18 protein-coding genes are annotated in these 21,641 nt (G+C 68.0%); 13 read left to right on the forward strand and 5 right to left on the reverse strand.

The window, feature by feature from the left end; translation table 11 throughout:
• Window positions 1–2 precede the first annotated feature (2 nt).
• The 5 genes from D7252_RS10270 (at window position 3) to D7252_RS10290 (ending at window position 5,609) form a co-directional block, all read left to right on the forward strand.
• Complete coding sequence (locus D7252_RS10270) at window positions 3–491, forward strand: DUF3817 domain-containing protein (RefSeq protein WP_120775304.1); 489 nt, start codon at window positions 3–5, stop codon at window positions 489–491.
• Complete coding sequence (gene guaA / locus D7252_RS10275) at window positions 488–2,074, forward strand: glutamine-hydrolyzing GMP synthase (RefSeq protein WP_120775305.1); 1,587 nt, start codon at window positions 488–490, stop codon at window positions 2,072–2,074. The genes D7252_RS10270 and guaA overlap by 4 nt, the downstream gene beginning before the upstream one ends.
• Window positions 2,065–3,456, forward strand: a complete 1,392-nt coding sequence (locus D7252_RS10280) for a glycosyltransferase (protein WP_120775306.1) — start codon at window positions 2,065–2,067, stop codon at window positions 3,454–3,456. The genes guaA and D7252_RS10280 overlap by 10 nt, the downstream gene beginning before the upstream one ends.
• A 417-nt stretch (window positions 3,457–3,873) precedes the next feature.
• Complete coding sequence (locus tag D7252_RS10285; RefSeq protein WP_120775307.1) at window positions 3,874–4,299, forward strand: YciI family protein; 426 nt, start codon at window positions 3,874–3,876, stop codon at window positions 4,297–4,299.
• Window positions 4,299–5,609 (forward strand): RNA polymerase sigma factor, encoded by a 1,311-nt coding sequence (locus tag D7252_RS10290; RefSeq protein WP_120775308.1) that lies wholly within the window; start codon window positions 4,299–4,301, stop codon window positions 5,607–5,609. The genes D7252_RS10285 and D7252_RS10290 overlap by 1 nt, the downstream gene beginning before the upstream one ends.
• Window positions 5,610–5,686: 77 nt before the next feature.
• On the opposite strand, the gene D7252_RS10295 is transcribed toward D7252_RS10290, so the two are convergent.
• The gene (locus D7252_RS10295; protein WP_120775309.1) at window positions 5,687–5,959 is read right to left on the reverse strand and encodes a GlsB/YeaQ/YmgE family stress response membrane protein; all 273 of its coding nucleotides are present in this window, start codon (window positions 5,957–5,959) and stop codon (window positions 5,687–5,689) included.
• 182 nt (window positions 5,960–6,141) lie between these two features.
• Window positions 6,142–7,068 (reverse strand): Bax inhibitor-1/YccA family protein, encoded by a 927-nt coding sequence (locus D7252_RS10300; protein WP_120775310.1) that lies wholly within the window; start codon window positions 7,066–7,068, stop codon window positions 6,142–6,144.
• Between the two features lie 91 nt (window positions 7,069–7,159).
• Between D7252_RS10300 and D7252_RS10305 the strand changes: the two genes are divergently transcribed.
• Complete coding sequence (locus D7252_RS10305) at window positions 7,160–8,146, forward strand: glycerophosphodiester phosphodiesterase family protein (protein WP_120776905.1); 987 nt, start codon at window positions 7,160–7,162, stop codon at window positions 8,144–8,146.
• A gap of 7 nt (window positions 8,147–8,153) precedes the next feature.
• Here D7252_RS10305 and D7252_RS10310 read toward each other — a convergent pair whose 3' ends face one another.
• The gene (locus D7252_RS10310) at window positions 8,154–8,552 is read right to left on the reverse strand and encodes a YccF domain-containing protein (protein WP_120775311.1); all 399 of its coding nucleotides are present in this window, start codon (window positions 8,550–8,552) and stop codon (window positions 8,154–8,156) included.
• A gap of 89 nt (window positions 8,553–8,641) precedes the next feature.
• On the opposite strand from D7252_RS10310, the gene D7252_RS10315 reads away from it, so the two are divergent.
• From D7252_RS10315 to ligD, 6 genes are all read left to right on the forward strand, one after another.
• Window positions 8,642–9,619: an ABC transporter ATP-binding protein gene (locus tag D7252_RS10315; protein ID WP_120775312.1), complete on the forward strand. Its 978-nt coding sequence runs from the start codon at window positions 8,642–8,644 to the stop codon at window positions 9,617–9,619.
• Complete coding sequence (locus tag D7252_RS10320) at window positions 9,616–10,632, forward strand: ABC transporter permease (protein ID WP_120775313.1); 1,017 nt, start codon at window positions 9,616–9,618, stop codon at window positions 10,630–10,632. Before D7252_RS10315 ends, D7252_RS10320 begins: the two co-directional genes overlap by 4 nt.
• A 132-nt stretch (window positions 10,633–10,764) precedes the next feature.
• The gene (locus tag D7252_RS10325; protein ID WP_120775314.1) at window positions 10,765–13,650 is read left to right on the forward strand and encodes a lamin tail domain-containing protein; all 2,886 of its coding nucleotides are present in this window, start codon (window positions 10,765–10,767) and stop codon (window positions 13,648–13,650) included.
• A 104-nt stretch (window positions 13,651–13,754) separates the two neighbouring features.
• Window positions 13,755–16,232: an ATP-dependent helicase gene (locus D7252_RS10330; protein WP_120775315.1), complete on the forward strand. Its 2,478-nt coding sequence runs from the start codon at window positions 13,755–13,757 to the stop codon at window positions 16,230–16,232.
• 48 nt (window positions 16,233–16,280) lie between these two features.
• A complete protein-coding gene (locus D7252_RS10335) occupies window positions 16,281–17,399 on the forward strand; it encodes an SseB family protein (RefSeq protein WP_120775316.1) in 1,119 nt (372 codons plus the stop codon).
• Window positions 17,400–17,448: 49 nt separating this feature from the next.
• Window positions 17,449–18,522: a non-homologous end-joining DNA ligase gene (gene ligD / locus D7252_RS10340; protein WP_120775317.1), complete on the forward strand. Its 1,074-nt coding sequence runs from the start codon at window positions 17,449–17,451 to the stop codon at window positions 18,520–18,522.
• A gap of 22 nt (window positions 18,523–18,544) precedes the next feature.
• Here the strand turns inward: ligD and D7252_RS10345 are convergent, their stop codons facing one another.
• Window positions 18,545–19,588: an ATP-dependent DNA ligase gene (locus D7252_RS10345; RefSeq protein ID WP_120775318.1), complete on the reverse strand. Its 1,044-nt coding sequence runs from the start codon at window positions 19,586–19,588 to the stop codon at window positions 18,545–18,547.
• Window positions 19,589–19,631: 43 nt separating this feature from the next.
• On the reverse strand, window positions 19,632–21,083 hold the full coding sequence (locus tag D7252_RS10350) for an NAD(P)/FAD-dependent oxidoreductase (RefSeq protein ID WP_120775319.1): 1,452 nt from the start codon (window positions 21,081–21,083) through the stop codon (window positions 19,632–19,634).
• A gap of 71 nt (window positions 21,084–21,154) precedes the next feature.
• Here D7252_RS10350 and D7252_RS10355 point away from each other — a divergent pair, with 71 nt between their 5' ends.
• Window positions 21,155–21,640: a hypothetical protein gene (locus D7252_RS10355; protein WP_120775320.1), complete on the forward strand. Its 486-nt coding sequence runs from the start codon at window positions 21,155–21,157 to the stop codon at window positions 21,638–21,640.
• Window position 21,641 lies beyond the last annotated feature (1 nt).

A 21,641-nucleotide genomic window follows, 5' to 3' on the forward strand; every position in this document is an offset into this window, starting at 1 on the left:
GCATGCCCGAACCGAAAGTCGCCAGCTTTCCGGCGATCCGCGGTGCGCTGAAGTTCTACCAGATCGCTTCGATCATCACCGGAGTCATGCTGCTCCTGCTGGTCGCCGAGATGGTGCTGAAGTACACGCCGATCCGCCTCGAACTCTTCGCCGGAGGGTCCGGTGGGCCGCTGTGGTTCGCGCCGGTCGTCGAAGGGCCGGAGGGGCTCGAGTCGACGGGTGACGGCGCCAACCTGTCGCTGTTCATCCTCGTCGCCCACGGCTGGTTCTACGTCGTGTATCTTTTCGCATGCTTCCGCGTGTGGAGCCTGATGCGCTGGCCGTTCCTGCGCTTCATCCTGCTCGCGCTCGGCGGAGTCATCCCGCTGCTGTCGTTCTTCATGGAGGCCATCGTCGCTCGCGACGTGAAGGCCTACCTCGCCACCAGGGAGGCAGCAGATGCCTCCGCGACGACCCCAGGGACCCCGGTCTCCAAGGAAGGTGCCCGTTGACTGACCAGTCCGAGACCCAGCAGCGTCCGGCGCTCGTGGTCGATTTCGGCGCGCAGTACGCGCAGCTGATCGCCCGACGCGTCCGAGAAGCAGGCGTGTACAGCGAGATCGTGCCCCACACCGCCACCGCAGAAGAGATCGCGGCCAAGAACCCCGTGGCCATCATCCTCTCCGGCGGTCCCTCATCGGTCTATGAAGAAGGCGCTCCGCGCCTCGACCCGGCGGTTTTCGAGCTCGGCGTGCCGACACTCGGCATCTGCTACGGCTTCCAGTACATGGCGCAGACGCTCGGCGGCGAGGTCGCGCACACCGGCCTGCGTGAGTACGGTGCGACGGATGCCGTCATCTCCGGTGACGGCGGCGTCCTGCTCGGCGGGCAGCCGGCCGCGCAGAACGTGTGGATGAGCCACGGCGATCAGGTCGCCAAGGCTCCCGACGGGTTCGAGGTGCTCGCCACCACCGACGCCACCAAGGTCGCGGCCTTCGCGAACGAGGAGCGGGGCTTCTACGGTGTGCAGTGGCACCCCGAGGTGAAGCACTCCGACCACGGCCAGCGGGTCCTGGAGAACTTCCTGCACAAGGGTGCACGCCTGGCATCCGACTGGAACAGCGACAATGTGATCGCCGAGCAGATCGAGCGCATCCGGGAGCAGGTGGGTGACGCCCGTGTCATCTCGGCACTGTCCGGTGGCGTCGACTCCGCGGTGTCGACCGCGCTGGTGCACAAGGCGATCGGAGACCAGCTGACCGCGGTCTTCGTCGATCACGGCCTTCTCCGCAAGGGCGAGCGTGAACAGGTCGAGAAGGACTACGTCGAATCGACGGGGGTCCGTCTGATCACGGTCGACGCCGCCGAGACGTTCCTCGGTCACCTCCGGGGCGTCACCGACCCCGAGGAGAAGCGCAAGATCATCGGCCGCGAGTTCATCCGGGCGTTCGAGAAGGTCCAGCTCGATCTGGTCGCCGAGGCCAAGGCGTCGGGTGGCGCTCCGGTGAAGTTCCTCGTGCAGGGCACGCTGTATCCCGACGTCGTCGAGTCGGGTGGCGGTGCCGGCACAGCGAACATCAAGTCGCACCACAACGTCGGCGGACTCCCCGATGACCTCGACTTCGAGTTGATCGAGCCGCTGCGCGCACTGTTCAAGGATGAGGTTCGCGCCATCGGACGCGAGCTCGGCATCCCCGAGGCGATCGTCGGGCGTCAGCCCTTCCCCGGCCCCGGCCTCGGCATCCGCATCATCGGCGAGGTGACGGCCGACCGACTCGAGATCCTTCGCGAGGCCGATGCCATCGCGCGGGAAGAGCTCACCAAGGCCGGGCTCGACCAGGAGATCTGGCAGTGCCCTGTCGTGCTCCTCGCCGATGTTCGCTCCGTGGGTGTGCAGGGCGACGGCCGTACGTACGGCCACCCGATCGTGCTGCGTCCGGTCTCCAGCGAAGACGCGATGACGGCGGACTGGACCCGCCTGCCGTACGACGTGCTGTCGAAGATCTCGAACCGCATCACCAACGGCGTCCGTGACGTGAACCGCGTCGTTCTCGACGTGACCTCGAAGCCGCCGGGAACGATCGAGTGGGAGTAGAAGGCGCTGCGGCACAGGTTCTCCCTGATGCCGAGTACCTGGTGCTGTCCAGTCGACTGATCCCGGGTCTGGACGGCGGCTACACGATCGCGACGCTCGCGCGCGCCCGCCAGCTCGCCGGCGCAGGTGTCGCCGGGGGTGCGGGTCCGCAGTTGTTGACCTTCGATCCGGGGACGGCGAACGCTCACGCGGAGCACCGGCAGAAGTTCGCCGAACGGGGCATGCTCACCGAACCCTCCCGCATGCGCAACCTGTTCGACGAGGCTGTCGCCCCCCGTGGGGGTGGCGCCGACTGGTTGATCGCGGCGGCGGATGCTGCAGCGACCCGTGATCCCGACGTCGAATACCGCGTGCTCGCCGATGTCGACGGGCGTCCGTTCGCGGCTCTGCCGGTGATCGCCGGCGATCCCGACTGGCACCTCACGGAGGAACCGGTCCTGGTCTACGACGCGGCGGGCGAGGTCGTCGGCGGGGTGCGCGGATTCCGCGGCCTCTACCGGGCATGGTTGGGCCAGGTGACCGCCGGATACGACGACCGCACGATCATCGTGATCTGCGAGTCCCGTCAGCTCGGCGAGCTCATCGCCGACTGGGACGACCCGCGTGTGCGCATCGTTCACACCATCCACACGATCCATCTCGAGGCGCCCTACACCGCCGATGCGCCGACGAGCCCGTTCTGGACCCGATGGCTGGCGCTCGCGGACCGGTTCGACGCCGTGATCTGGCCGACGGCGACGCAGCGCGACGATGTCGCCGCTCGCTTCGAATCCTCCGCGGTGCACACCGTCGTCCCGAACCCGATCGCACCGGTCGTTCCCCGAAGCGACCTTCGGGAGCCCGGGCTGGTCGTCGTGCTCGGACGCCTCGCCGCCGGTAAACGTGTCGATCAGGCGATCCGGGCGTTCCTCACCGCTGACGTCCCGGGGACTCGGCTCGAGATCTGGGGCGGCGGGCCGGAGCAGGAGCGGCTCGCGAAGCTGATCGAGGATCTCGGTGCGGGTGATCGCATCGACCTGGCCGGTTACACCGACGACCCCGGACGAGTGCTCGACCGAGCATCCGTCGTCATGACCGCCACCGCATTCGAGGGGCAGCCCCTCTCTATCGTCGAGGCGATGCTTCACGGCGCGCCCGTCGTCTCGTACGACGTCCGCTACGGCATCCGCGATGTCCTCGGTGCCGGCGGGGGAGTCCTGGTGCCCGACGGCGACGTCGATGCGCTCGCCGCCACGCTCCGCCGCGTGCTCGAAGACCCCGCCCTGCTCGCGCGGCTGAGTGCCGAGGCCCCGCAGGTCGCGGCCGCCTGGAGCCCGGAGAAGTCGCTCGCCGCGCTCACCGCCGTACTCGCGGATGCTGCGGCTCGCCCCTCCCGCCGCTGACTTCCGCGGGGCCGGTTCCGGTCGCTGCATCCGTTCGGGTCGCAGCATTCGTTCTGGTCGCTGCATCCGTTCTGGTCGCAGCATTCGTTCTGGTCGCAGTTTGTGCCGCCTCGTCGTCGGCAGACCGGCAGGAACTGCGACCGGCGCGGAACGTCCGGGAGGCAAGCAAGGTTCTGGTCGCAGTTTGTGCCGCCTCCTCGTCGGCAGACCGGCAGGAACTGCGACCGGGGGATGAACGGAGCCGGGAGGCCGGCCGAAACTGCGACGGGAACGCGCGAAAGACACCAGGCGGGGGAGACCAGCCGACGGCGAGGGAACCAGTTCTGAAAAGAATCCCGCGGGATGTCGATCCGGGGGATTCCCGTTCGACGTCTGAAGTGAGAGGGTCGAAACACGGCCCCGAACAAGGAGAACATCATGAAGTTCATGCTCATCATGCGCGCGACCGACGAGGCCGTGGAGATCTACGAGGAGACTCCGTTCGAGGAGATCATCGAGGCCATGGGTACCTACAACGAGTCGATGATGAAGGCCGGTGTGCTGCTGGCAGGCGAAGGACTCACCGACGCTGCCGAAGGCTTCGTCGTCGACTTCAGTGCGGAGACTCCGCTCATCACCGACGGCCCCTACGGCGAGACGAAGGAGCTCTTCAACGGCTTCTGGATCATCGAGGTCTCCTCCCGGGAGGAAGCCGCCGAGTGGGCGAGCCGGGCACCTCTCGGCAAGGGGTCCTTCCTCGAGGTGCGGCGCGTCACCAGCGCTGAGGACTTCCCCGCCGACAACGAGTGGACCGAGAAGGAAGCCGGCTGGCGTGACGAGCAGGCTCAGCGCGCACAGCAGTGATGGACTCTGCTGACGGTGACACGGCGCGCTCCGCTCCCGATCGCGGGGCCACCCCGGATCGGGCTTCTGCGGAGCGCGCCGTCGCCGCGGTGTGGCGCATCGAGTCCGCACGGATCGTCGGCTCGCTCACGCGGATGGTCGGGGACTTCAGCCTCGCGGAAGACCTCGCTCAGGAGGCGCTGCTCGACGCCCTCCGACAATGGCCGGTCGACGGCGTGCCCCGGAACGCGGCGGCTTGGCTCACTGCGGTCGCGAAGCGGAAGGCTATCGACGGCTGGCGTCGGCGTGAGCGACTGGATGCGCGCGTCGCGCTCATCGCTCACGATCTGGAGCGCGAGCAGGAGGAAACGGATGACGTGCTGTGGAATCCGGATGCCGTCGACGACGACGTCCTGCGTCTGATCTTCATCGCCTGCCACCCTGTGCTCTCCAAGGAAGCGCAGGTCGCGCTCACTCTGCGGGTGGTCGGCGGTCTCTCGAGTGAGGAGATCGCGCGAGCGTTCCTCGTGCCGACGGCGACCGTGCAGCAGCGGATCGTCCGGGCGAAGAAGACTCTCGCCGCGGCCAACGCCCCCTTCGAAGTGCCGCCCCGAGAAGAGCATGCACAGCGTTTGGGGGCTGTTCTCGGCGTGCTCTATCTGATCTTCAACGAGGCGCACGCGGCCAGCAGCGGTCCAGACTGGATGCGACCTGAACTCAGCGACGAGGCCATCCGTCTCGGTCGGGTCCTCGCAGCGCTGCTGCCCCGCGAGCCCGACGTGCACGGTCTGCTCGCGCTGATGGAGCTGACCGCTGCCCGTTTCCCGGCACGTACCGATGCCCGCGGAGAGCCGGTCCTGTTGGCCGATCAAGACCGACGGCGCTGGGACCGCGGTCGCATCGGGCGGGGACGTGCGGCGCTGGCCACCGCGGACGCGCTGGTGCGAGGTCGTGGGGCGTGCAGTCTTCAGGCGGCGATCGCCGAATGTCACGCGGTCGCAGCATCCGTCGACGACACCGATTGGGATCGGATCGTGCTGCTGTACGAGGCGTTGGGCCGGATCTCACCCTCTCCGGTAGTCGAACTGAACCGTGCGGCGGCCGTCGCGATGGCAACAGGACCGGCCTCAGCGTTGCGCATCATCGACCAGCTCGTCGTCTCGGGGGCGCTGCGCGGCTACCACCTGCTACCGGCGACTCGAGGTGAGCTGTTGCTGCGTCTCGGGCGTGAGGAGGAAGCGCGGAGCGAGTTCGCGACGGCGGCCGGCCTCGCGGGCAACGATCGTGAGCGTGCGATCCTCGAGCGGAAGTCACAGGCGCACGAAAAATGACCCGCCCCCTCTCACGCGCTTTCGCGGCAAGAGGGGGCGGGTCGAAGACGCGGTGAAGCGTCAGACGCGATGAAGCGTCAGTCGCGCACCTTGTTGCTACGACCGGCGATCAGGCCGTAGATCAGCAGAACGATGATCGCTCCACCGATGGCCAGGAGCCAGCTACCGAGATCGAAGAACTCTTCGATACCGCGGCCGAAGAGCAGCGAGCCGATCCAGCCGCCCAGAAGGGCGCCGACGACTCCGAGCACAAGCGTGATCAGCCATCCGCCGCCCTGACGGCCGGGGAGGATGAGCTTGGCGATGGCGCCCGCGATCAGGCCGAGAAGAAGAAATCCGAGGAAACCCATGGTCTGCTCCTTTATTACTGTGTAAAACTCCCGGGGTGCCGGGGGTTCGTGTAACAACCTTGGCAGATTCTACGAATTCCGGCGACCCCTTGCGCTGGCGTTGCGTTTTATGCCAAAGAAGCCCGCCCCCGAAGGGACAGGCCTCTTGTGGTGCCGCGGGGCGGCAGTGACGCGTGTCGCGATCAGTTGCTGCCGCGAACGATGGCGATGATGCGCAGGATCTCGACGTAGAGCCAGACGACCGTGACCATGATGCCGAAGGCGCCCATCCAGCCGAACTTGCGGGGAGCGCCGTTGCGGACGCCCTGCTGGATCTGGTCGAAGTCGAGCACCAGCGAGTACGCGGCCATGATGACGACGAGGACACCGATGATCAGTCCGAGGGGGATACCCATGATCGAGGCGCTCAGGAGACCGAACGCCTGGCCCTCCGGCAGCACGCCGGTCCACATCAGCACGAGGTTCAGCAGCGAGAAGACGAGGTAGCCGATCATCGCGATCATGAAGATCTTGGTCGCCTTCTTCCACGCGCGGATCTTGCCGCTGGCGAAGAGGGCCAGCGTCACACCGACGACGGAGACCGTCGCGAGGGTGGCCTGGCCGACGATACCGGGGTAGATGACCTCGAAGAACGCCGAGATGCCACCGACGAACAGACCCTCGAAGACGGCGTACGCGAAGATCAGCGCGGGACGCACCTTCTTGCGGGAAGTGAAGATGATGGCCATCGCGAGGACGAAGCCGCCCAGTGCGCCGATGATCCACGGCATCATGTTCGGAGCGAACTCGCTGTACGGGTTGTACGCGGGAGCGGCGATGCCGCCCAGCGTCCACACCCAGCCGACAGCGGCCGCGACCAGCAGGATGCCGAAGAGGCCGGCGGTCTTCCAGACGGTGTCTTCGACCGACATGCGGTCGGTCTCGATGGAGCCGGCGGGCGGGGAGGCGTACATGCCCTCGAGCCGCGCGTTGGCAGCGGCATCCATCGCGCCGTGCTGAAGGGAGGCGTTCTGTGCACCCTGAGCGGCCTGTGGTCCGCCCGGGTAGGTCGCGACGTTGCGCGGGTCCTGCTGCTTGAACGCCGGGTTGTTGAAGGCGAAGTTGCTCATTGGTGGGCCTCACTCCAAAAGGGGGTCGTAGGTCGCTTGCCTCTACGATACCCGGCGCGATGATAACAGTGGCGTGTTCTACGCTGAGAGCGTGCCCAGGAAATCACCCCTCGTCATCGGCCATCGAGGTGCGCCCGGTTATCGCCCCGAGCACAGCCGCTCGTCGTACGAAATGGCCCTGGCGATGGGTGTCGACGCGGTGGAGCCCGACGTCGTCGCCACGAAGGACGGGGTGCTCGTCGTCCGCCACGAGAACGAGATCTCCGGCACGACCGATGTCGCCGAGCATCCGGAGTTCGCCGACCGCAAGACGACCAAGCGCGTCGACGGCCAGGCCCTGACCGGCTGGTTCACGGAGGACTTCACCTGGGCGGAGCTGTCGACCCTTCGAGGGCGGGAGCGGTTGCCCGAGGTCAGAGCCTCGAGTGCGAGCTTCGATGGCGCGCAGGCGATCCTGCGGCTGCGCGACGTCCTCGACCTTGTCCGGGACGGCTCGGTCGAGCACGGTCGCGAGATCGGTGTGGTGCTCGAGGTCAAACACGCCACATACTTCGCCGGGATCGGCCTCGACCTGGCCCCGCTGATCGAACGCGAACTGCGCGAGGCCGGTTGGGCGGACGGCGAGCTGCCGCTGGTGATCGAGTGCTTCGAGTCGACGGTGCTCGGCCAGCTGCGCGAGCGCGGCCTCTCGGCGTCCTACATCTACCTGATCGAAGCCTCCGGCCGCCCGTACGACCTGCTGGTCGCCGAGGGTAAACGAGCCCTCACCTACGCGGCGACCGTCACGCCCGAGGGGCTCGACGGACTCGTCGGCGCGGTCAACGGCATCAGCGTGAACAAGCGGATGCTGCTCGCCCGCGGGAACACGATCGTCCCGGATGCGCACGCCCGAGGCCTGCAGGTCTTCACGTGGACGTGCCGCCCGGAGAACGCGTTCCTCTCGCCGGAGTTCCGTGGTCCTGGCGGCAAGGGAGCGTACGGCGACTACGAGGCGGAGTGGGGTGTGATCGCGCGAACCGGGGTGGACGGCGTCTTCGTGGATCACCCGGATCTGGGTGTGGGCTTCTTCCGGTCCTGACCTCGCCTCAGAGCGAGCGGTCGAACGCGCCCTGGCGGGTGGAGACGATCTCCTTGCCGAGCGGCATGAGCGAAACCGGCACCATCTTGAAATCGGCGATGCCCATCGGGATGCCGATGATCGTGATGCAGAGTGCGATGCCCGACACGATGTGGCCGATTGCGAGCCACCACCCGGCGAGGAGGACCCAGAGCACGTTCCCCAGGAAGGAACCGACTCCGGCGGTCGGCCTGCTGACCACTTCGCGTCCGAACGGCCAGATGGCGTAGCGCGCGATGCGGAAGGAGGCGATGGCCCACGGGATCGTGATGATCGGGATGCACAGCAGGATGCCGGCGAGGACGTACCCGAGGAACAGGGCCCAGCCGGCCAGGATGACCCAGATGATGTTGAGGATCGTGCGCATCAGGCGATTGTGTCACCCGCAACCGGAGCAGGCTGAGCATCCGCCCGGAGCTCCCGGCGATCGTGGCAGGCCGATGCCAGACTGACCGGATGAGCATCGTCGTGCAAGACGTCAGCAGAGCGTTCGGGGCCGTTCAGGCCGTGCGATCGGCGACCTTCCGAGCGGACCCCGGCCGGGTCACCGGTCTCGTCGGCCCCAACGGCGCAGGCAAGACCACGCTGCTGCTCATGCTCGCGTCGCTCCTCGCGCCGGACACCGGAACGATCAGCATCGGGGGAGTGGACCCGTCGAACGACGCGCTGGCTGCCCGCCGCCTGCTCGGATGGATGCCGGATGCTCTCGGAGCCTGGCCCTCGCTCACGGCCCGCGAGACCATCGTCACCACGGCCCGGCTGTACGGCATCGCCCAGTCGGATGCTGCGACTCGGGCCCAGGAGTTGCTCGCACTGGTCGGGCTCGCAGACCTCGCCGACTCACCGGCGAAGGTGCTCTCCCGCGGGCAGAAGCAGAAGCTCGGACTCGCCAGGGCGCTCGTGCACGACCCGCAGGTGCTGCTGCTGGACGAGCCGGCATCCGGGCTCGATCCGCAGGCGCGGGTCGACCTGCGAGTGCTGCTGCGGCGGTTCGCCGCCGAGGGACGGACCGTCCTCATCTCCAGCCACATCCTGTCCGAACTCGAAGAAGTGGTCGACGATGCGGTCTTCCTCGTCGCGGGGTCGGTCGTCGACGCTGGTCCTGCCCAGGCATCCGTCCGCGGGTGGCGGGTGCGCCTCGCCGGTGCGTCACCCGAGCGGATGAGTACGGACACCTGGCAGATCGCGTCGACGCTGGGCATGGCGCCCGAGACGCTCCGTTCCGAACGCGGAGGCGTGCTGGTCGGATTTCCGGACGACGAGAGCGCGGCCCGGTCGCTGCGTGTGCTCGTGGAAGCCGGGCTCGCCGTCGCGGAGTTCGCCCCGGCCCAGAGCGACCTGGAGCACACGTTCCTCCACCTGCAGCACCCGGTGTCGCCACTTCGGCCCGAACCCCCGGGAACAGCACACGCGGGAACGGAGGCGGGCGCATGAGTCTCACGCACATCGGCACGATCGTCCGACTCGAACTCACGCAGCGGCTCCGCAGCGTCGGGTGGTACGTCCTGCTCGGCGTGTTCGCGGTCGTGCTCCTGGGCGTCACCGGTCTCGCTTTCGCGGTGTACTCCTGGGGTGACGCCGTCGGCGCGGGCGTGTACTCCATCGTCGTCAACGTCGTCCTGCTGCTGGTGGTGCTGGTATCGCCGACCCTGAGCGGCAACGCGATCAACGGGGACAGGGACGCGGCGACCCTCGCCGCCGTGCAGGTCACGGCTGCGTCGACCGGCGACATCATGGTCGGAAAGCTGCTGGCGGCGATCGCGACAGGTGGGGCGTTCCTGGTCGTCGCGCTGCCCTTCCTCGCGTTCTCCCTTCTCGGTGGCGGTGCGAACGGACTCGTCCTGCTGGTGTCCCTGCTCGTCCTGGCGGCGGAGATCGTCATCGTCGCCGCGATCGGTGTCGGTCTGAGCGGTCTCATCGCCCGCCCCCTGTTCTCGGTCGCGTCGACGTATCTCGTGGTGTCTGCCTTCGTCATCGGCACGCTCATCCTCTTCGGCCTCGGCGGCATGGCGGTGCGCAGCGAGGCGACGAGCTACAGCCGCCCCTACGACTCCCTCGGCAACGTCGACTGCGAGAACTGGAATACCCAGACCTATGAAGTGCCCCGCTTCGATCTCGTCTGGTGGGCGCTCGCCGCGAACCCGTTCGTCGTGCTCGCCGATGCGACACCGACCGAGTTCTCCCCGGACGGGTACCCGGTCGACCTGTTCGGACAGATCAAATACGGCGTGCGCAGTGCGCAGCAGTCGCCGCTCGAGCAGCGCTGGGACGAGTGCGATCCGGCCTCCCTCAACCCCAATGCGGAGGAGGTCATCGAGTCGACCGTGCCGAGCTGGTTCATCGGGCTCGGCGTGCAGATCGTCGTCGCGGGTTCGCTGTTCGCCGGCGCGTGGGCTCGGACACGCACGCCCGCCAAGCGCCTCCCACCGGGCACCCGCATCGCCTGAGCGTTCGTCGACCTCGACGGCGAAGAACGGCCACCTTCCGTTCACCCGCCGTGCACCAGAGAGACCCTCAGCGGCCACGCGGCATCGCTGGTCTGGGCTCATACCCGTCTGAGCCCTATTCAGGAGTCCTCTATGCCCCGCCTGCACTTCGCAGCGGCGGTCACGGCAGCATGCGCACTCAGCGCCGCTGCTCTGCTCGCCACGCCGATCGCCGCCACCGGCGCCGATTCCGGCATCCGCCCGACCGAAGAGATCGCGGCGGCACCCGCTCTCGTGATCAACGAGATCGTCTACGACGACGCTGCCACCGGACTCGCCGATCAGGTCGAGATCTTCAATGCCGGTACGGAGGCCGTGGACCTCGCCGGGTGGTACATCTCCGACGAGAAGCGGGACACGTTCGGAACGGCACCGGAAGGGGCTTCTCTCGCACCCGGTGAATTCCTCGTCCTCGTGAAGGATGTGGATTTCGACTTCGGGCTCGGCAAGGGCGATGAGGTGGTGCTGTTCGATCCGTCCGGCGCAGAGGTCGACGCGTACGCATACGAGAACACTGCGCCGCTGTCGGTCTGGGCCCGCTGCCCCGACGGCACCGGCGAGTGGGCACACGCCACAGCGGCCACGCCGGGTGCCGCCAACGACTGCACCGTCGACCCCGTCGGCGGATCGATCGCGATCAACGAGGTCGACTCGCAGCCTGCGGACTGGGTCGAGTTCCACAACGCCGGCGATGCGACGCTCGACATCTCCGGGTATGAGATCCGCGACAACTCCGACGATCACCGCTGGCGGTTCCTCCCCGGGACGCAGATCGATGCCGGCGGGTTCCTCGTCGTGGAGGAGGGCACCATCGGGCTGGTCGGCGGCGCCGAGGGAGCGTTCCGCGATGCGATCGGCATCGGCAGCACTGACCGCATCCGTCTCTACGACGCGGCCGGCACGCAGGTCGATGACACTCTCCCGTGGGAGGGGCACGCGGCGATCGACGGCGACTTCGCGGCAGCCACTCTGGCGCGGTGCCCCGACGGCGAGGGTGCCTTCCTGCTCGCGAATGCCACCCCGGGAGCGGCGAACTCGTGCGTGATGCCGCACGTGGCCATCAACGAGATCGAGTCGAACGGCGACTCCACCGATTGGGTCGAGGTGAAGAACACCGGCTCCACGGCAGTCGACCTGACCGGCTGGACCCTGATGGACAACGACCCGAACGGTCACGCTGCCGAGACCATTCCGCTGCCGGCAGGCACGGTGCTCGAACCCGGTGAGTACTTCGTCTTCGACCAGCCCGCCGCCTTCACCTTCGGCCTCGGCGACGGCGACACGGCGACGATCCTCGACACCAACGGCAACACGGTCGACGAGCACGTCTACACGGCGCACGCCGAGGGCGTCTGGGCACGTTGTCCCGACGGGTCCGGCGAGTTCCTCGATGTCGCCGTCTCGACCAAGGGCGAGCGCAACTCCTGCGGCAACCCGGTACGCATCAACGAGGTGGAGTCCGACGGGGGGGCGCCCGATGACTGGGTCGAGCTCGTGAACCCGACGACCGCAGCTCTCGACGTGTCCGGAATCGTCGTGAAGGATGACGACGACTCCCACGCGTACGCGATTCCCTCCAGCACGATGATCGAGCCGGGCGGCTACCTCGTCATCGAGCGCGACCAGCTCGGCTTCGGACTCGGCGGCGGCGACGCGGTCCGGCTGTTCGACGGAGATCTGCTCATCGATGATACCACCTGGGGCGAGGGTCACGCGGCCGTCACCTGGGGACGCTGCCCGGATGTGACGGGCACCTTCGCGGTGACGGCGGAGCCGACGAAGGGTGCACGGAACATCTGCGCCGGTCAGATCGAGGTCGCACCGTGGCCGGGCTCTGCCGATGTGCGCGTGCTCGACACCACGCCGACGTTCTTGGAGGACAGCTCGGGGCTCGACGTGCAGGAGACCGCGGACGGCGCGTTCCTCTGGGCCGTCGACAACGGCGAGGGCCGCATCTGGAAGCTCGCGGCGCACGCCGACGGCTCGGTCGAGATGATCGACGGCTGGGAAGAGGGCAAGAGGGTTCGATTCCAGAAGGATGCGGCGGATGCCGGAGCAGCGGGTCCCGATACCGAAGGAATCACCGTCGACGGTGCAGGCGCGGTCTACGTGGCGTCCGAACGCGACAACAGCGACAAGGGTGTGAATCAGAACATCCTGCTGAAGGTGGACCCGGATGCTGCGGCCGGCGACCTCGTCGCGCAGCAGGAGTGGGATCTGACGTCGCAGCTTCCGGCTGTCGGGGCGAACCTGGGCATGGAAGCGGTTCAGTGGGTGCCGGACACGGCGCTCGCCGGAAAGCTGTTCGATGACAACACCGGCGCGGCGTACGACCCGGCGGGCTACGCCGGTCATGGCGACGGACTCTTCTTCGTCGCGGTCGAGGACAACGGTCACGTCTACGCGTTCGCGCTGGAAGAGAACGGTACGGCCGCGCTGGTGTCGGAGATCGCGCCGGGGCTCGCCGGCGTCATGGCACTCGACTACGACAGCGTCCGCGGTGTCCTGTGGGCTGTCTGCGACGACGGCTGCCAGGGTCGCTCTGCGGAGATCACGCTCAACGGCACGGCCCAGCCCGGAGTCGCGCACTTCGATCGGCCCGCCGGCATGCCCGACATCAACAACGAAGGATTCGCCACGGCGCCGGCTTCGCTGTCCGTCGACGGTGAGCGGCCGGTGTGGTGGTTCGCCGATGGCTTCGCGTCGGAGGCACTGCGCACCGGCACCCTCCCGGGCGCCGCAGGGGAGAACCCCGGCGGGGAGAACCCCGGCGGGGAGAACCCGGGTGGCGAGAACCCGGGCGAGGCACCAGGAGGAGCGGCGCCGCTGCCCGGCGCCGGCGCCGGCGCCGACGATGGTGACAGTGGCGGCGGGCTCGCTGCCACCGGGGCGGAGCTTCCGATCGCCGCGATCGCGTTGGCCCTCGGACTCCTGGCCGCCGGCAGCGTCGCGGTGAGCCGCCGCAGGCGCTCCGCCTGAGGCGCGGGGGAGTGCGCGGGGCCGTTCGCGCACTCTCCCCGTCGGCGTGCCCGCCGACGGCACCGTGCCCGGGTGTCGGTGCCGCCGCCTAGACTCATAACGACATGACCGAAGCTCCTCTCATCGTTCCCGGAACCGTCGGCCCTCGCTCTTCAGGGGCCCAGGGACAGGAGGATCTCCTCGCCGGCCTCAACCCTCAGCAGCTCGAGGCCGTGACCTATCGCGGGCCCGCGCTGCTCATCGTCGCGGGCGCCGGTTCCGGCAAGACGAGTGTGCTCACCCGACGCATCGCCTCGCTCCTCCGGAGCCGTGAGGCGTGGCCGAGCCAGATCCTCGCGATCACCTTCACGAACAAGGCCGCGGGTGAGATGCGTGAGCGCGTCGAAGCGCTCATCGGCGACGCCGCCCGTGGCATGTGGATCTCGACCTTCCACTCGGCGTGCGTGCGCATCCTGCGACGCGAGGCCCAGCAGTTCGGTTTCACCAAGTCGTTCACCATCTACGACTCCGGCGACTCGCGCGCTCTGATCAAACGGCTGGTCAAGCAGCATGAGGCCGATGCCTACGGCCTCACCCCGGCGTCCGTCCAGTCGCGCATCTCGAAGCTGAAGAACGAGTTGTCCGACGCCGAGTCATACGCGCGTCAGGCCAACATGAGCGACCCGGCCGAACGCATCTTCGTCGAACTCTTCGCCGACTACCAGCGACAGCTCCAGCGTGCCAACGCCTTCGACTTCGACGACCTGATCGGCCAGACCGTCTATCTGTTCCGCGCCTTCCCGCAGGTGGCTGATACGTACCGCCGCCGGTTCCGTCACATCCTGGTCGACGAGTACCAGGACACCAACCATGCGCAGTACGCACTCATCCACGAGCTGACGAGGCCCGTCTCCGGCGAGTCCGCGGGGCACTCCGATCCCTATGCCTCGAACGGCATGATGATCTTCGAGCCGGAACCCGCGACCGGCGCGACAGAGGGCGAGGCAGGGGCGTCGCTCACCGTCGTCGGCGACTCCGACCAGTCGATCTACGCCTTCCGCGGCGCCGACATCCGCAACATCAGCGAGTTCGAACGCGATTTCCCCGGTGCCAGGGTCGTGCTGCTCGAGCAGAACTATCGCTCGACCCAGAACATCCTGTCGGCCGCGAACGCCGTCATCGGCAACAACTTCGACCGCAAAGACAAGAAGCTCTGGAGTGATCGCGGCGACGGCGATGCGATCATCGGGTTCACCGGCTACTCGCAGCACGATGAGGCGCAGTTCGTGGCCGACGAGGTCGAAGCGTTGCATCGCGCTGGCATGCCGTACTCCGAGATGGCCGTGTTCTACCGCACCAACTCGCAGTCCCGTGCGCTGGAAGAGATCTTCATCCGCTCAGCCGTCCCGTACAAGATCATGGGCGGCACGAAGTTCTACGAGCGTGCGGAGATCAAAGACGCCCTCGCCTATCTCGTCGCCGTCGCGAATCCTGCCGATGAGATGTCGGTGCGCCGCATCCTCAACAAGCCGCGCCGGGGTATCGGAGACGTCACCGAGACGGCGATCGCGCGGTTCGCCGAAGAGCACGAGATCACCTTCCGCGATGCTCTCTCGATGCCGGGGCAGCTGGGCGTGGGGCCCAAGATCCAAGCTGCGATCGCGCATCTCGATGCGGTGCTCGCCGAGGCCACGGCAATCATGCTTCCGGCGACCGGCGAGGTGCCGGCTCCCACGACCGTGGCAGACGGCCTCAGCCTGCTGCTGTCCAAGAGTGGTTACCTGGACGCTCTGCGCGCCAGCCGCGATCCGCAAGACGAAGCCCGCGTCGAGAACCTCGATGAGTTCGTCGCGGTCGCCCGTGACTTCGCCAGAAACAACCCCGACGGAACGATCGTCGACTTCCTGACGGAGGTCGCACTGGTGTCGGATGCCGACGATCTCGATGACGAGTCCGGATCGGTGTCGCTGATGACGATGCACACGGCCAAGGGCCTCGAATACGATGCCGTCTTCGTCACCGGAGTCGAAGAAGATCTCATCCCGCACCGGATCTCCGCGGGCGAACCCGGGGGCCCGCAGGAGGAGCGTCGACTGTTCTACGTCGGCATCACCCGCGCACGAAAGCGGCTGCATCTGTCGCTCGCCATGACGAGGGCGCAGTTCGGCGAGGTGACCGTCGCCATGCCCAGCCGATTCCTGCAGGAGATCCCGGCGGCACTGATCGACTGGCGGCAGTCTCCCGGCGATGTGAATTCTCGCGGCGGGATGCAGTCGAGAGCGTTGAACGCGCGACGACAGGGCGGGTTCGCGGGCTCGGGCGGTTCGGGCGATCGGTTCGGTGTGAAAGCGCTGCCAGGCCGAGACTCGCTCAAGCCCCTGTCCACGGCGATGGACAAGTTCCCCAACAGGGTCACTGCCAAGATGCACGACAACGGCGACCTCGAGTTGACGGCCGGCGACCGCATCCGACATTCCGATTTCGGTGAGGGCCGCGTGGACGCTGTGACCGGTGAAGGCGCCAAGCGCATCGCGCACGTGCGCTTCGATTCCGCGGGCCAGAAGAAGCTCCTCATCAAGGTCGCTCCGATCGAGAAGATCTAGCGCGGTCCGCGCGGCAGGGGTTGTGTCGCGCGGGCTAGGCTGACTGATATGGCTCTCTTCTCCCGCCGCAAGAAGTCCGATGACGACGCTGTCGCACAGGCCGCCGACACGACTGTGGGCGCTGCTTCCGAGCAGGGCCCCGCGGCAGAGGCCGTAGAGACGGCCCCCTCCGTCGGCATCTCGGTGCAGGCCTTCCGCGGCGTCGGAGAAGACGCGGGCCCCGAAGTCACCCTTCCTGACCCTGATGCTCCGGCGCCCGCCACGGCAGCCGCTGCTCGCCCGGCGGCGCCGCAGCCCGCGCCGCTGCAGCCGGAACAGACGGAGCGGCGCCTGCCTCTCGGCCCGATCCTGCCGCCCGAGCAGACGGAGACCGTCGCGGGCATGAAGGACAACGTTCTGCTGCGTGAGACTCTGAAAGAGATCGAGGCGAGCGCGACGAACGAACAGCTGCTCGGCGTGCTGCGCCAAGCTCTACAGGGTCACCTCTACATCCGCGTCAACGGCGATGCGCGCGCGCAGATCAGCGAAGGAAAGCCGCTTTCGGTCGCAGTCGTCCGAGACGACGACGGACGCCAGTTCATGCTCGCGTTCAGTTCCGCGGCCGCCGTGCGCGCGTCCGTGCAGCGGGAGTCCGACCCCACTGCCACCTCGGCCGTGGCCCAGCCCGTCACCTCCGTGCTGCAGCAGGTGGTGTCGGGGGATTTCGCCGGCCTCATCGTCGACAACGCCTCCGCGCCGAACCGGGTCGTCTTCCCCACAGAGCTGCTGGAGAAGGCGCTGGAACAGGCGGACGTCGACATGACCGTCAAGACGATCCTGGCCACGCCACGCGAGCAGGACACGGCCGTCAAGCTCGGCCAGGTGCTCGCGCAGAAGCGGATGTGGGTGGCCGTGAACGACGGGGCCGACACCGGCCAGGTCGGCATCGCCGAGGCGCAGACCACCGACGGCAAGCGGTTCCTGCAGCTGTTCTCGCACCCGCTCGAGGTTCTGGCCCTCGGGCGCGGGGACCGCCCCCTCCCGTTCGAACCGGTGCAGCTGGCGAAGGTGCTCTCGAGCCATGCGAACATGGCAGGCGTCATCCTCGACTCGGCAGGCCCCTCGATCATCGTCGAACGTGACGCGCTGGAACCGGTGCTCGTGCTCGCGGTGGACATCGACGACTGAGCCGGAGCCCGGGCTTCCGCCGAAACCGTCGGCACCTTAGGGTCGGAGCATGGCTTCCGAACGCGTGACCCTGACCGTCGCCGACTCCGACGGAGAGCGCGAGGTGGCGCTCTCCAGCCCGAACCGAGTGGTGTGGCCCGACCTCGGCATCACGAAGGCGGAGCTCGCCGAGTATGCACAGCTCGTCTCCGAGCCGTTCCTCGCAGCCAACGGAAACCGGCCCGTGTCGCTCGAACGGTTCCGCGACGGGGTCGGCCGGTCGAAAGGACCGCGAGCGGAGGGTTTCTTCTCGAAGAATCCGCCCAAGGGCACCCCTGACTTCGTCGGCGCCGTGACCGTCACGTACAACAGCGGCCGTCAGCATCCGCAGATCGTGCTCAACAGGACGAGCGCGATCGTGTGGGCGGTGCAGATGAACACGATCGTGTTCCATCCGTGGGCGTCGCTGGCGACCGATTCGGACAATCCGGTCGAGCTGCGCATCGACCTCGACCCGCAGCCGGGCACGGACTTCGCGGATGCTGTGCCCGCGGCTCACATGCTGCGCGAGGTGCTGCGGGAAGCGGGGCTGGAGGCGTACGCGAAGACGAGCGGCAACCGCGGCTTGCACATCTTCGCGCCGATCGAGCCGACGCACGAGTTCCTCGACGTCCGGCATGCGGTGATCGCCGCCGGGCGTGAACTGGAACGTCGGATGCCGAAGCAGGTGACCGTGAACTGGTGGAAGGAGGAACGCGGAGAGCGGATCTTCGTCGACTTCAACCAGGCCAACCGTGACCGCACGATGGCCGGTGCCTACAGTCCGCGTGCCCTTCCCGGTGCCACCGTCTCGACGCCGGTGGAGTGGGACGAGCTGGACGGCCTCGATCCGACGGTCTTCACGGTGCGCAGCATCCCGGAGCGGCTCCTGGACATCGGCGACCCGTGGGCCGATATGCAGCGATCTCCCGGCCGTATCGACACGCTCCTGGAGTGGTGGGAGCGGGACAAGGCCGACGGCTTGGGCGAGCTGTCGTTCCCGCCGGAATTTCCGAAGATGCCGGGCGAGCCGCCCCGCGTGCAGCCGAGCAAGAAGGTCGCCGGGAACTGGGACGAAGACGGCAGCCCCGCCGACAAGGACTGACCGCTGTCAGCCAGGACCGCTGTCAGGCCAGGACCGCGCCGAGGTCGTAGCCGGACACGGTGTCGAGCTGGTCGTACGTGCACGAGCGTGCATCACGATCGGGGCGCCAACGCTCGAACTGCACGGTATGACGGAATCGCGCTCCTTCGAGCTGGTCGTAGCGAACTTCGAGCACCCGCTCAGGTCGAAGGCGCACGAATGAGACGTCTTTGGCTCCGCTGAAACGCGAGCGCTCGCTCTCTCCCGTCACGGCGGCTCCGCTGTCATCCCGCTCCACGAGCGGTGCGAGTTCCTCGACGAGTTGCTGACGTCGTCTGTCGCTCCAGGCGGCGACTCCGCCGACCTGGCGCAGCGTGCCGTCGGCGTCGTACAGACCGACGAGGAGGGACCCCACGCCGGAGCCCGACTTGTGGACCCGATAGCCGAGGGCGACGACATCGGCCGTCCGCGCGTGCTTGATCTTGATCAGGGTGCGCTTGCCCGGGGCGTACGGCTGGTCGAGGGGCTTGGCCACGACGCCGTCGAGCCCCGCGCCTTCGAACTCCTCGAGCCAGCGGACGGCGGCCTCGCGATCCCGGGTCGTGCGGGTGATGTGCAGAGGGTGCTCCACCGGTTCCATGACCGATTCGAGACGTGCCCGCCGGGTTTCGAATGACTGGGTGAGGAGATCGTCGTCGCCGTACGCGAGGAGATCGAAGGCGATGAACATCGCGGGGGTCTCGGCGGCGAGACGCGCGACGCGGGAGGCGGCCGGGTGAATGCGCTGACTCAGCGCCTCCCAGTCGAGTCGTTGCGCGCCCGCAGGACCGGTGGCGACGACGATCTCACCGTCCAGCAGGCACGGTCCTGGCAGGAGCTGAGGGATTGCCTCGACGAGCTCGGGGAAGTAGCGGGTGAGCGGCTTCGCGCCCCGAGACCCTATCTCGACCTCATCGCCGTCCCAGGCGATGAGGCCTCGGAAACCATCCCATTTCGGCTCGTACAGCAGGCCTCCGGGAGTCTTCGCCGGGTCCGGCACGGCGGCCGCGGCCTTGGCGAGCATCGGTGCGGGGATGTCGTAGCGCATGATCCCATCCTGGCGGGGGCGGTCGCCGCGCGGAAGGGCGGACTCAGCCGAACAGGTCGTCGAGCTCGGCGGGCGCTCCGGCGTCGCGAAGAGCGGTGTGAGCGGCATGCCACCCCGCCATGCCGTTGACCGCGGGCCCCGGCGGCGTCGAGGCGGAGGCGATGTAGACCCCGCGCATCGGCGTACGCCATGGGGCGGGAGAGAGCGTCGGCCGCCGGAGCGCCTGCCGCATGTCGAACACCCCGCCCGAGATGTCGCCACCGATCTCCGCGGGATTGACCGCCTCCCGAGACGATGCGGGCACCGCGTGATGAGCGAGGATGAGATCTCGGAACCCCGGCGCGAAGCGCTCCACCTGTGCAGTGATGAGCTCGGTCGGATCGAGGTCCGAGCCGTTCGGCACGTGGATGTATGCCCACAGCACTGCTTTACCCTCGGGTGCTCGCGTGTCGTCGTGAACCGTGGGCTGCACGGCGAGGACGTAGGGACGCTCACTGACGCGGCCGGCGGCGACGGCGTTCTCGCTCGCCCAGATCTCGGCTCGCGTGCCGCCGATGTGCACTGTGGCCGCCTGTCGGACGGTGGGGTTGGTCCACGGGATCGGGCCGTCGAGGGCGAAGTCGACCTTCGCCGCCGCCGCCCCATAACGGTAGGAGGAGATGGCGCGCGCGTATCCGGCCGGCACATCGGGGTGGGTGAGCGCGAGTCGCGGAGAGGTGTTCAATACCAGGATGTCTCCGCGGGCGGCGTCCCCCCAGTCCAGCGCGCCCAGGTCGTCGACGCGCGCGCCGGCTTCCAGCGTGCCCCCGTGCGCTTCGAGGTCGGCGATCATGGCGTCGGCGATCGGCTGCGCGCCGCCACGCGGATACGGCCAGCCGCCGGCATGCGCGAGCGCACCGAGGAGGAGCCCTGCCGCGGCTCCGGCCAGCGAGGGCTGCGGGGAGTTGGCGTGGGCCACGACGCCGGACATGAGGGCAGCCGCCGCATCGGTGAGGAAGGCACGTTCGGCGAGGGGCGTGCCCTGATCCAGCATCCGTATCGCGTATCGTGCCGCCGTGATCGGATCACGAGGGACTCGCAGCAGCTGATTCCCGGTGAAATCGGTGAGACCGTCGATGTGGGTGCTGAGCGGGCGCAGGCGCGAGAGCCATGCCGCACCGTCGACCCCGAGCCCGGCAGCGGTGCGCTCGATGTCGCGCCAGGCGATCGCCGCGCGTCCGCCGTCGAGCGGGTGGGCGAAGGAGATCTCCGGATGGATCCACTCGATCCGCTCGTCGAGTCCGAAGGCGCGGAAGAACGGGGAGGCGAGGGCTGCAGGGTGCACGGTCGAGCACACATCGTGCCGGAAACCGGGGAGTGTGGACTCGGCCGTGCGGACGCCGCCGCCGATCGTATCGGCGGCTTCACGCACGTGAACTTCGTAGCCGGCGCGTGCGAGCGCGACAGCCGAAGCGAGCCCGTTCGGACCGGAGCCGATGATCGTCGCCCGTGCCATGGACCCAGTCTTACACGCCCCTACGACGGAAGCGGTCGAAGTGGGCGGCCAGACGTGCGATCCTGGAGAGGATGAAAGAAGTACAGGGGCCGACCCCCGCAGGCACGTCCCGTCCATACCGTTCGCTCCCTGAAGCGCTGCGCGCGCACCGCATCGATCTCTCCAACTACGCGTTCATCACGGCCATCGTCGACGCGGTGGGAATCAGTTCGTTGATCGATCGCGGTCGCTACATCGAGGCCATCCGTCGTGGGGAGGGTGCTTCCCTTCATATCGGCCGTACGTACACGAACGGCTTCACCGAAGACGAGCGCGTCGTCGTCGGCTCCGCTCCGCTGCGTCTGCAGCCGAGCGAAGGGCGCCCGCCGTACTTCTACGTCAGCCACCCGACCGAGTTCATCGCGCTCACCCGGCCGCGCGTCGTCAAGCGCGCGACCCCTCGCGTTGCCGCTCCTCGAGGTGAGCGTCCACCGACACCCGTCGAAGATCGCGACTACGGCGTCTGTGACGTGTGCTTCATGGTGCGTACACCCGCCGGGTCCTGCGGCTGCAGCTGAC

It is taken from the genome of Microbacterium sp. CGR2 (assembly GCF_003626735.1).
Taxonomy (GTDB): Bacteria; Actinomycetota; Actinomycetes; order Actinomycetales; family Microbacteriaceae; genus Microbacterium.

Excerpts from the sequence above, each read along its gene's own strand:
- D7252_RS10300 (WP_120775310.1), bottom strand. The coding sequence starts at position 7,068 with ATGAGCAACTTCGCCTTCAACAACCCGGCGTTCAAGCAGCAGGACCCG.
- D7252_RS10285 (WP_120775307.1), top strand. The coding sequence starts at position 3,874 with ATGAAGTTCATGCTCATCATGCGCGCGACCGACGAGGCCGTGGAGATC.
- D7252_RS10290 (WP_120775308.1), top strand. The coding sequence starts at position 4,299 with ATGGACTCTGCTGACGGTGACACGGCGCGCTCCGCTCCCGATCGCGGG.
- D7252_RS10330 (WP_120775315.1), top strand. The coding sequence starts at position 13,755 with ATGACCGAAGCTCCTCTCATCGTTCCCGGAACCGTCGGCCCTCGCTCT.
- D7252_RS10270 (WP_120775304.1), top strand. The coding sequence starts at position 3 with ATGCCCGAACCGAAAGTCGCCAGCTTTCCGGCGATCCGCGGTGCGCTG.
- D7252_RS10295 (WP_120775309.1), bottom strand. The coding sequence starts at position 5,959 with ATGGGTTTCCTCGGATTTCTTCTTCTCGGCCTGATCGCGGGCGCCATC.
- D7252_RS10310 (WP_120775311.1), bottom strand. The coding sequence starts at position 8,552 with ATGCGCACGATCCTCAACATCATCTGGGTCATCCTGGCCGGCTGGGCC.
- D7252_RS10345 (WP_120775318.1), bottom strand. The coding sequence starts at position 19,588 with ATGCGCTACGACATCCCCGCACCGATGCTCGCCAAGGCCGCGGCCGCC.
- D7252_RS10325 (WP_120775314.1), top strand. The coding sequence starts at position 10,765 with ATGCCCCGCCTGCACTTCGCAGCGGCGGTCACGGCAGCATGCGCACTC.
- ligD (WP_120775317.1), top strand. The coding sequence starts at position 17,449 with ATGGCTTCCGAACGCGTGACCCTGACCGTCGCCGACTCCGACGGAGAG.
- D7252_RS10355 (WP_120775320.1), top strand. The coding sequence starts at position 21,155 with ATGAAAGAAGTACAGGGGCCGACCCCCGCAGGCACGTCCCGTCCATAC.
- D7252_RS10320 (WP_120775313.1), top strand. The coding sequence starts at position 9,616 with ATGAGTCTCACGCACATCGGCACGATCGTCCGACTCGAACTCACGCAG.
- D7252_RS10350 (WP_120775319.1), bottom strand. The coding sequence starts at position 21,083 with ATGGCACGGGCGACGATCATCGGCTCCGGTCCGAACGGGCTCGCTTCG.
- D7252_RS10315 (WP_120775312.1), top strand. The coding sequence starts at position 8,642 with ATGAGCATCGTCGTGCAAGACGTCAGCAGAGCGTTCGGGGCCGTTCAG.
- D7252_RS10335 (WP_120775316.1), top strand. The coding sequence starts at position 16,281 with ATGGCTCTCTTCTCCCGCCGCAAGAAGTCCGATGACGACGCTGTCGCA.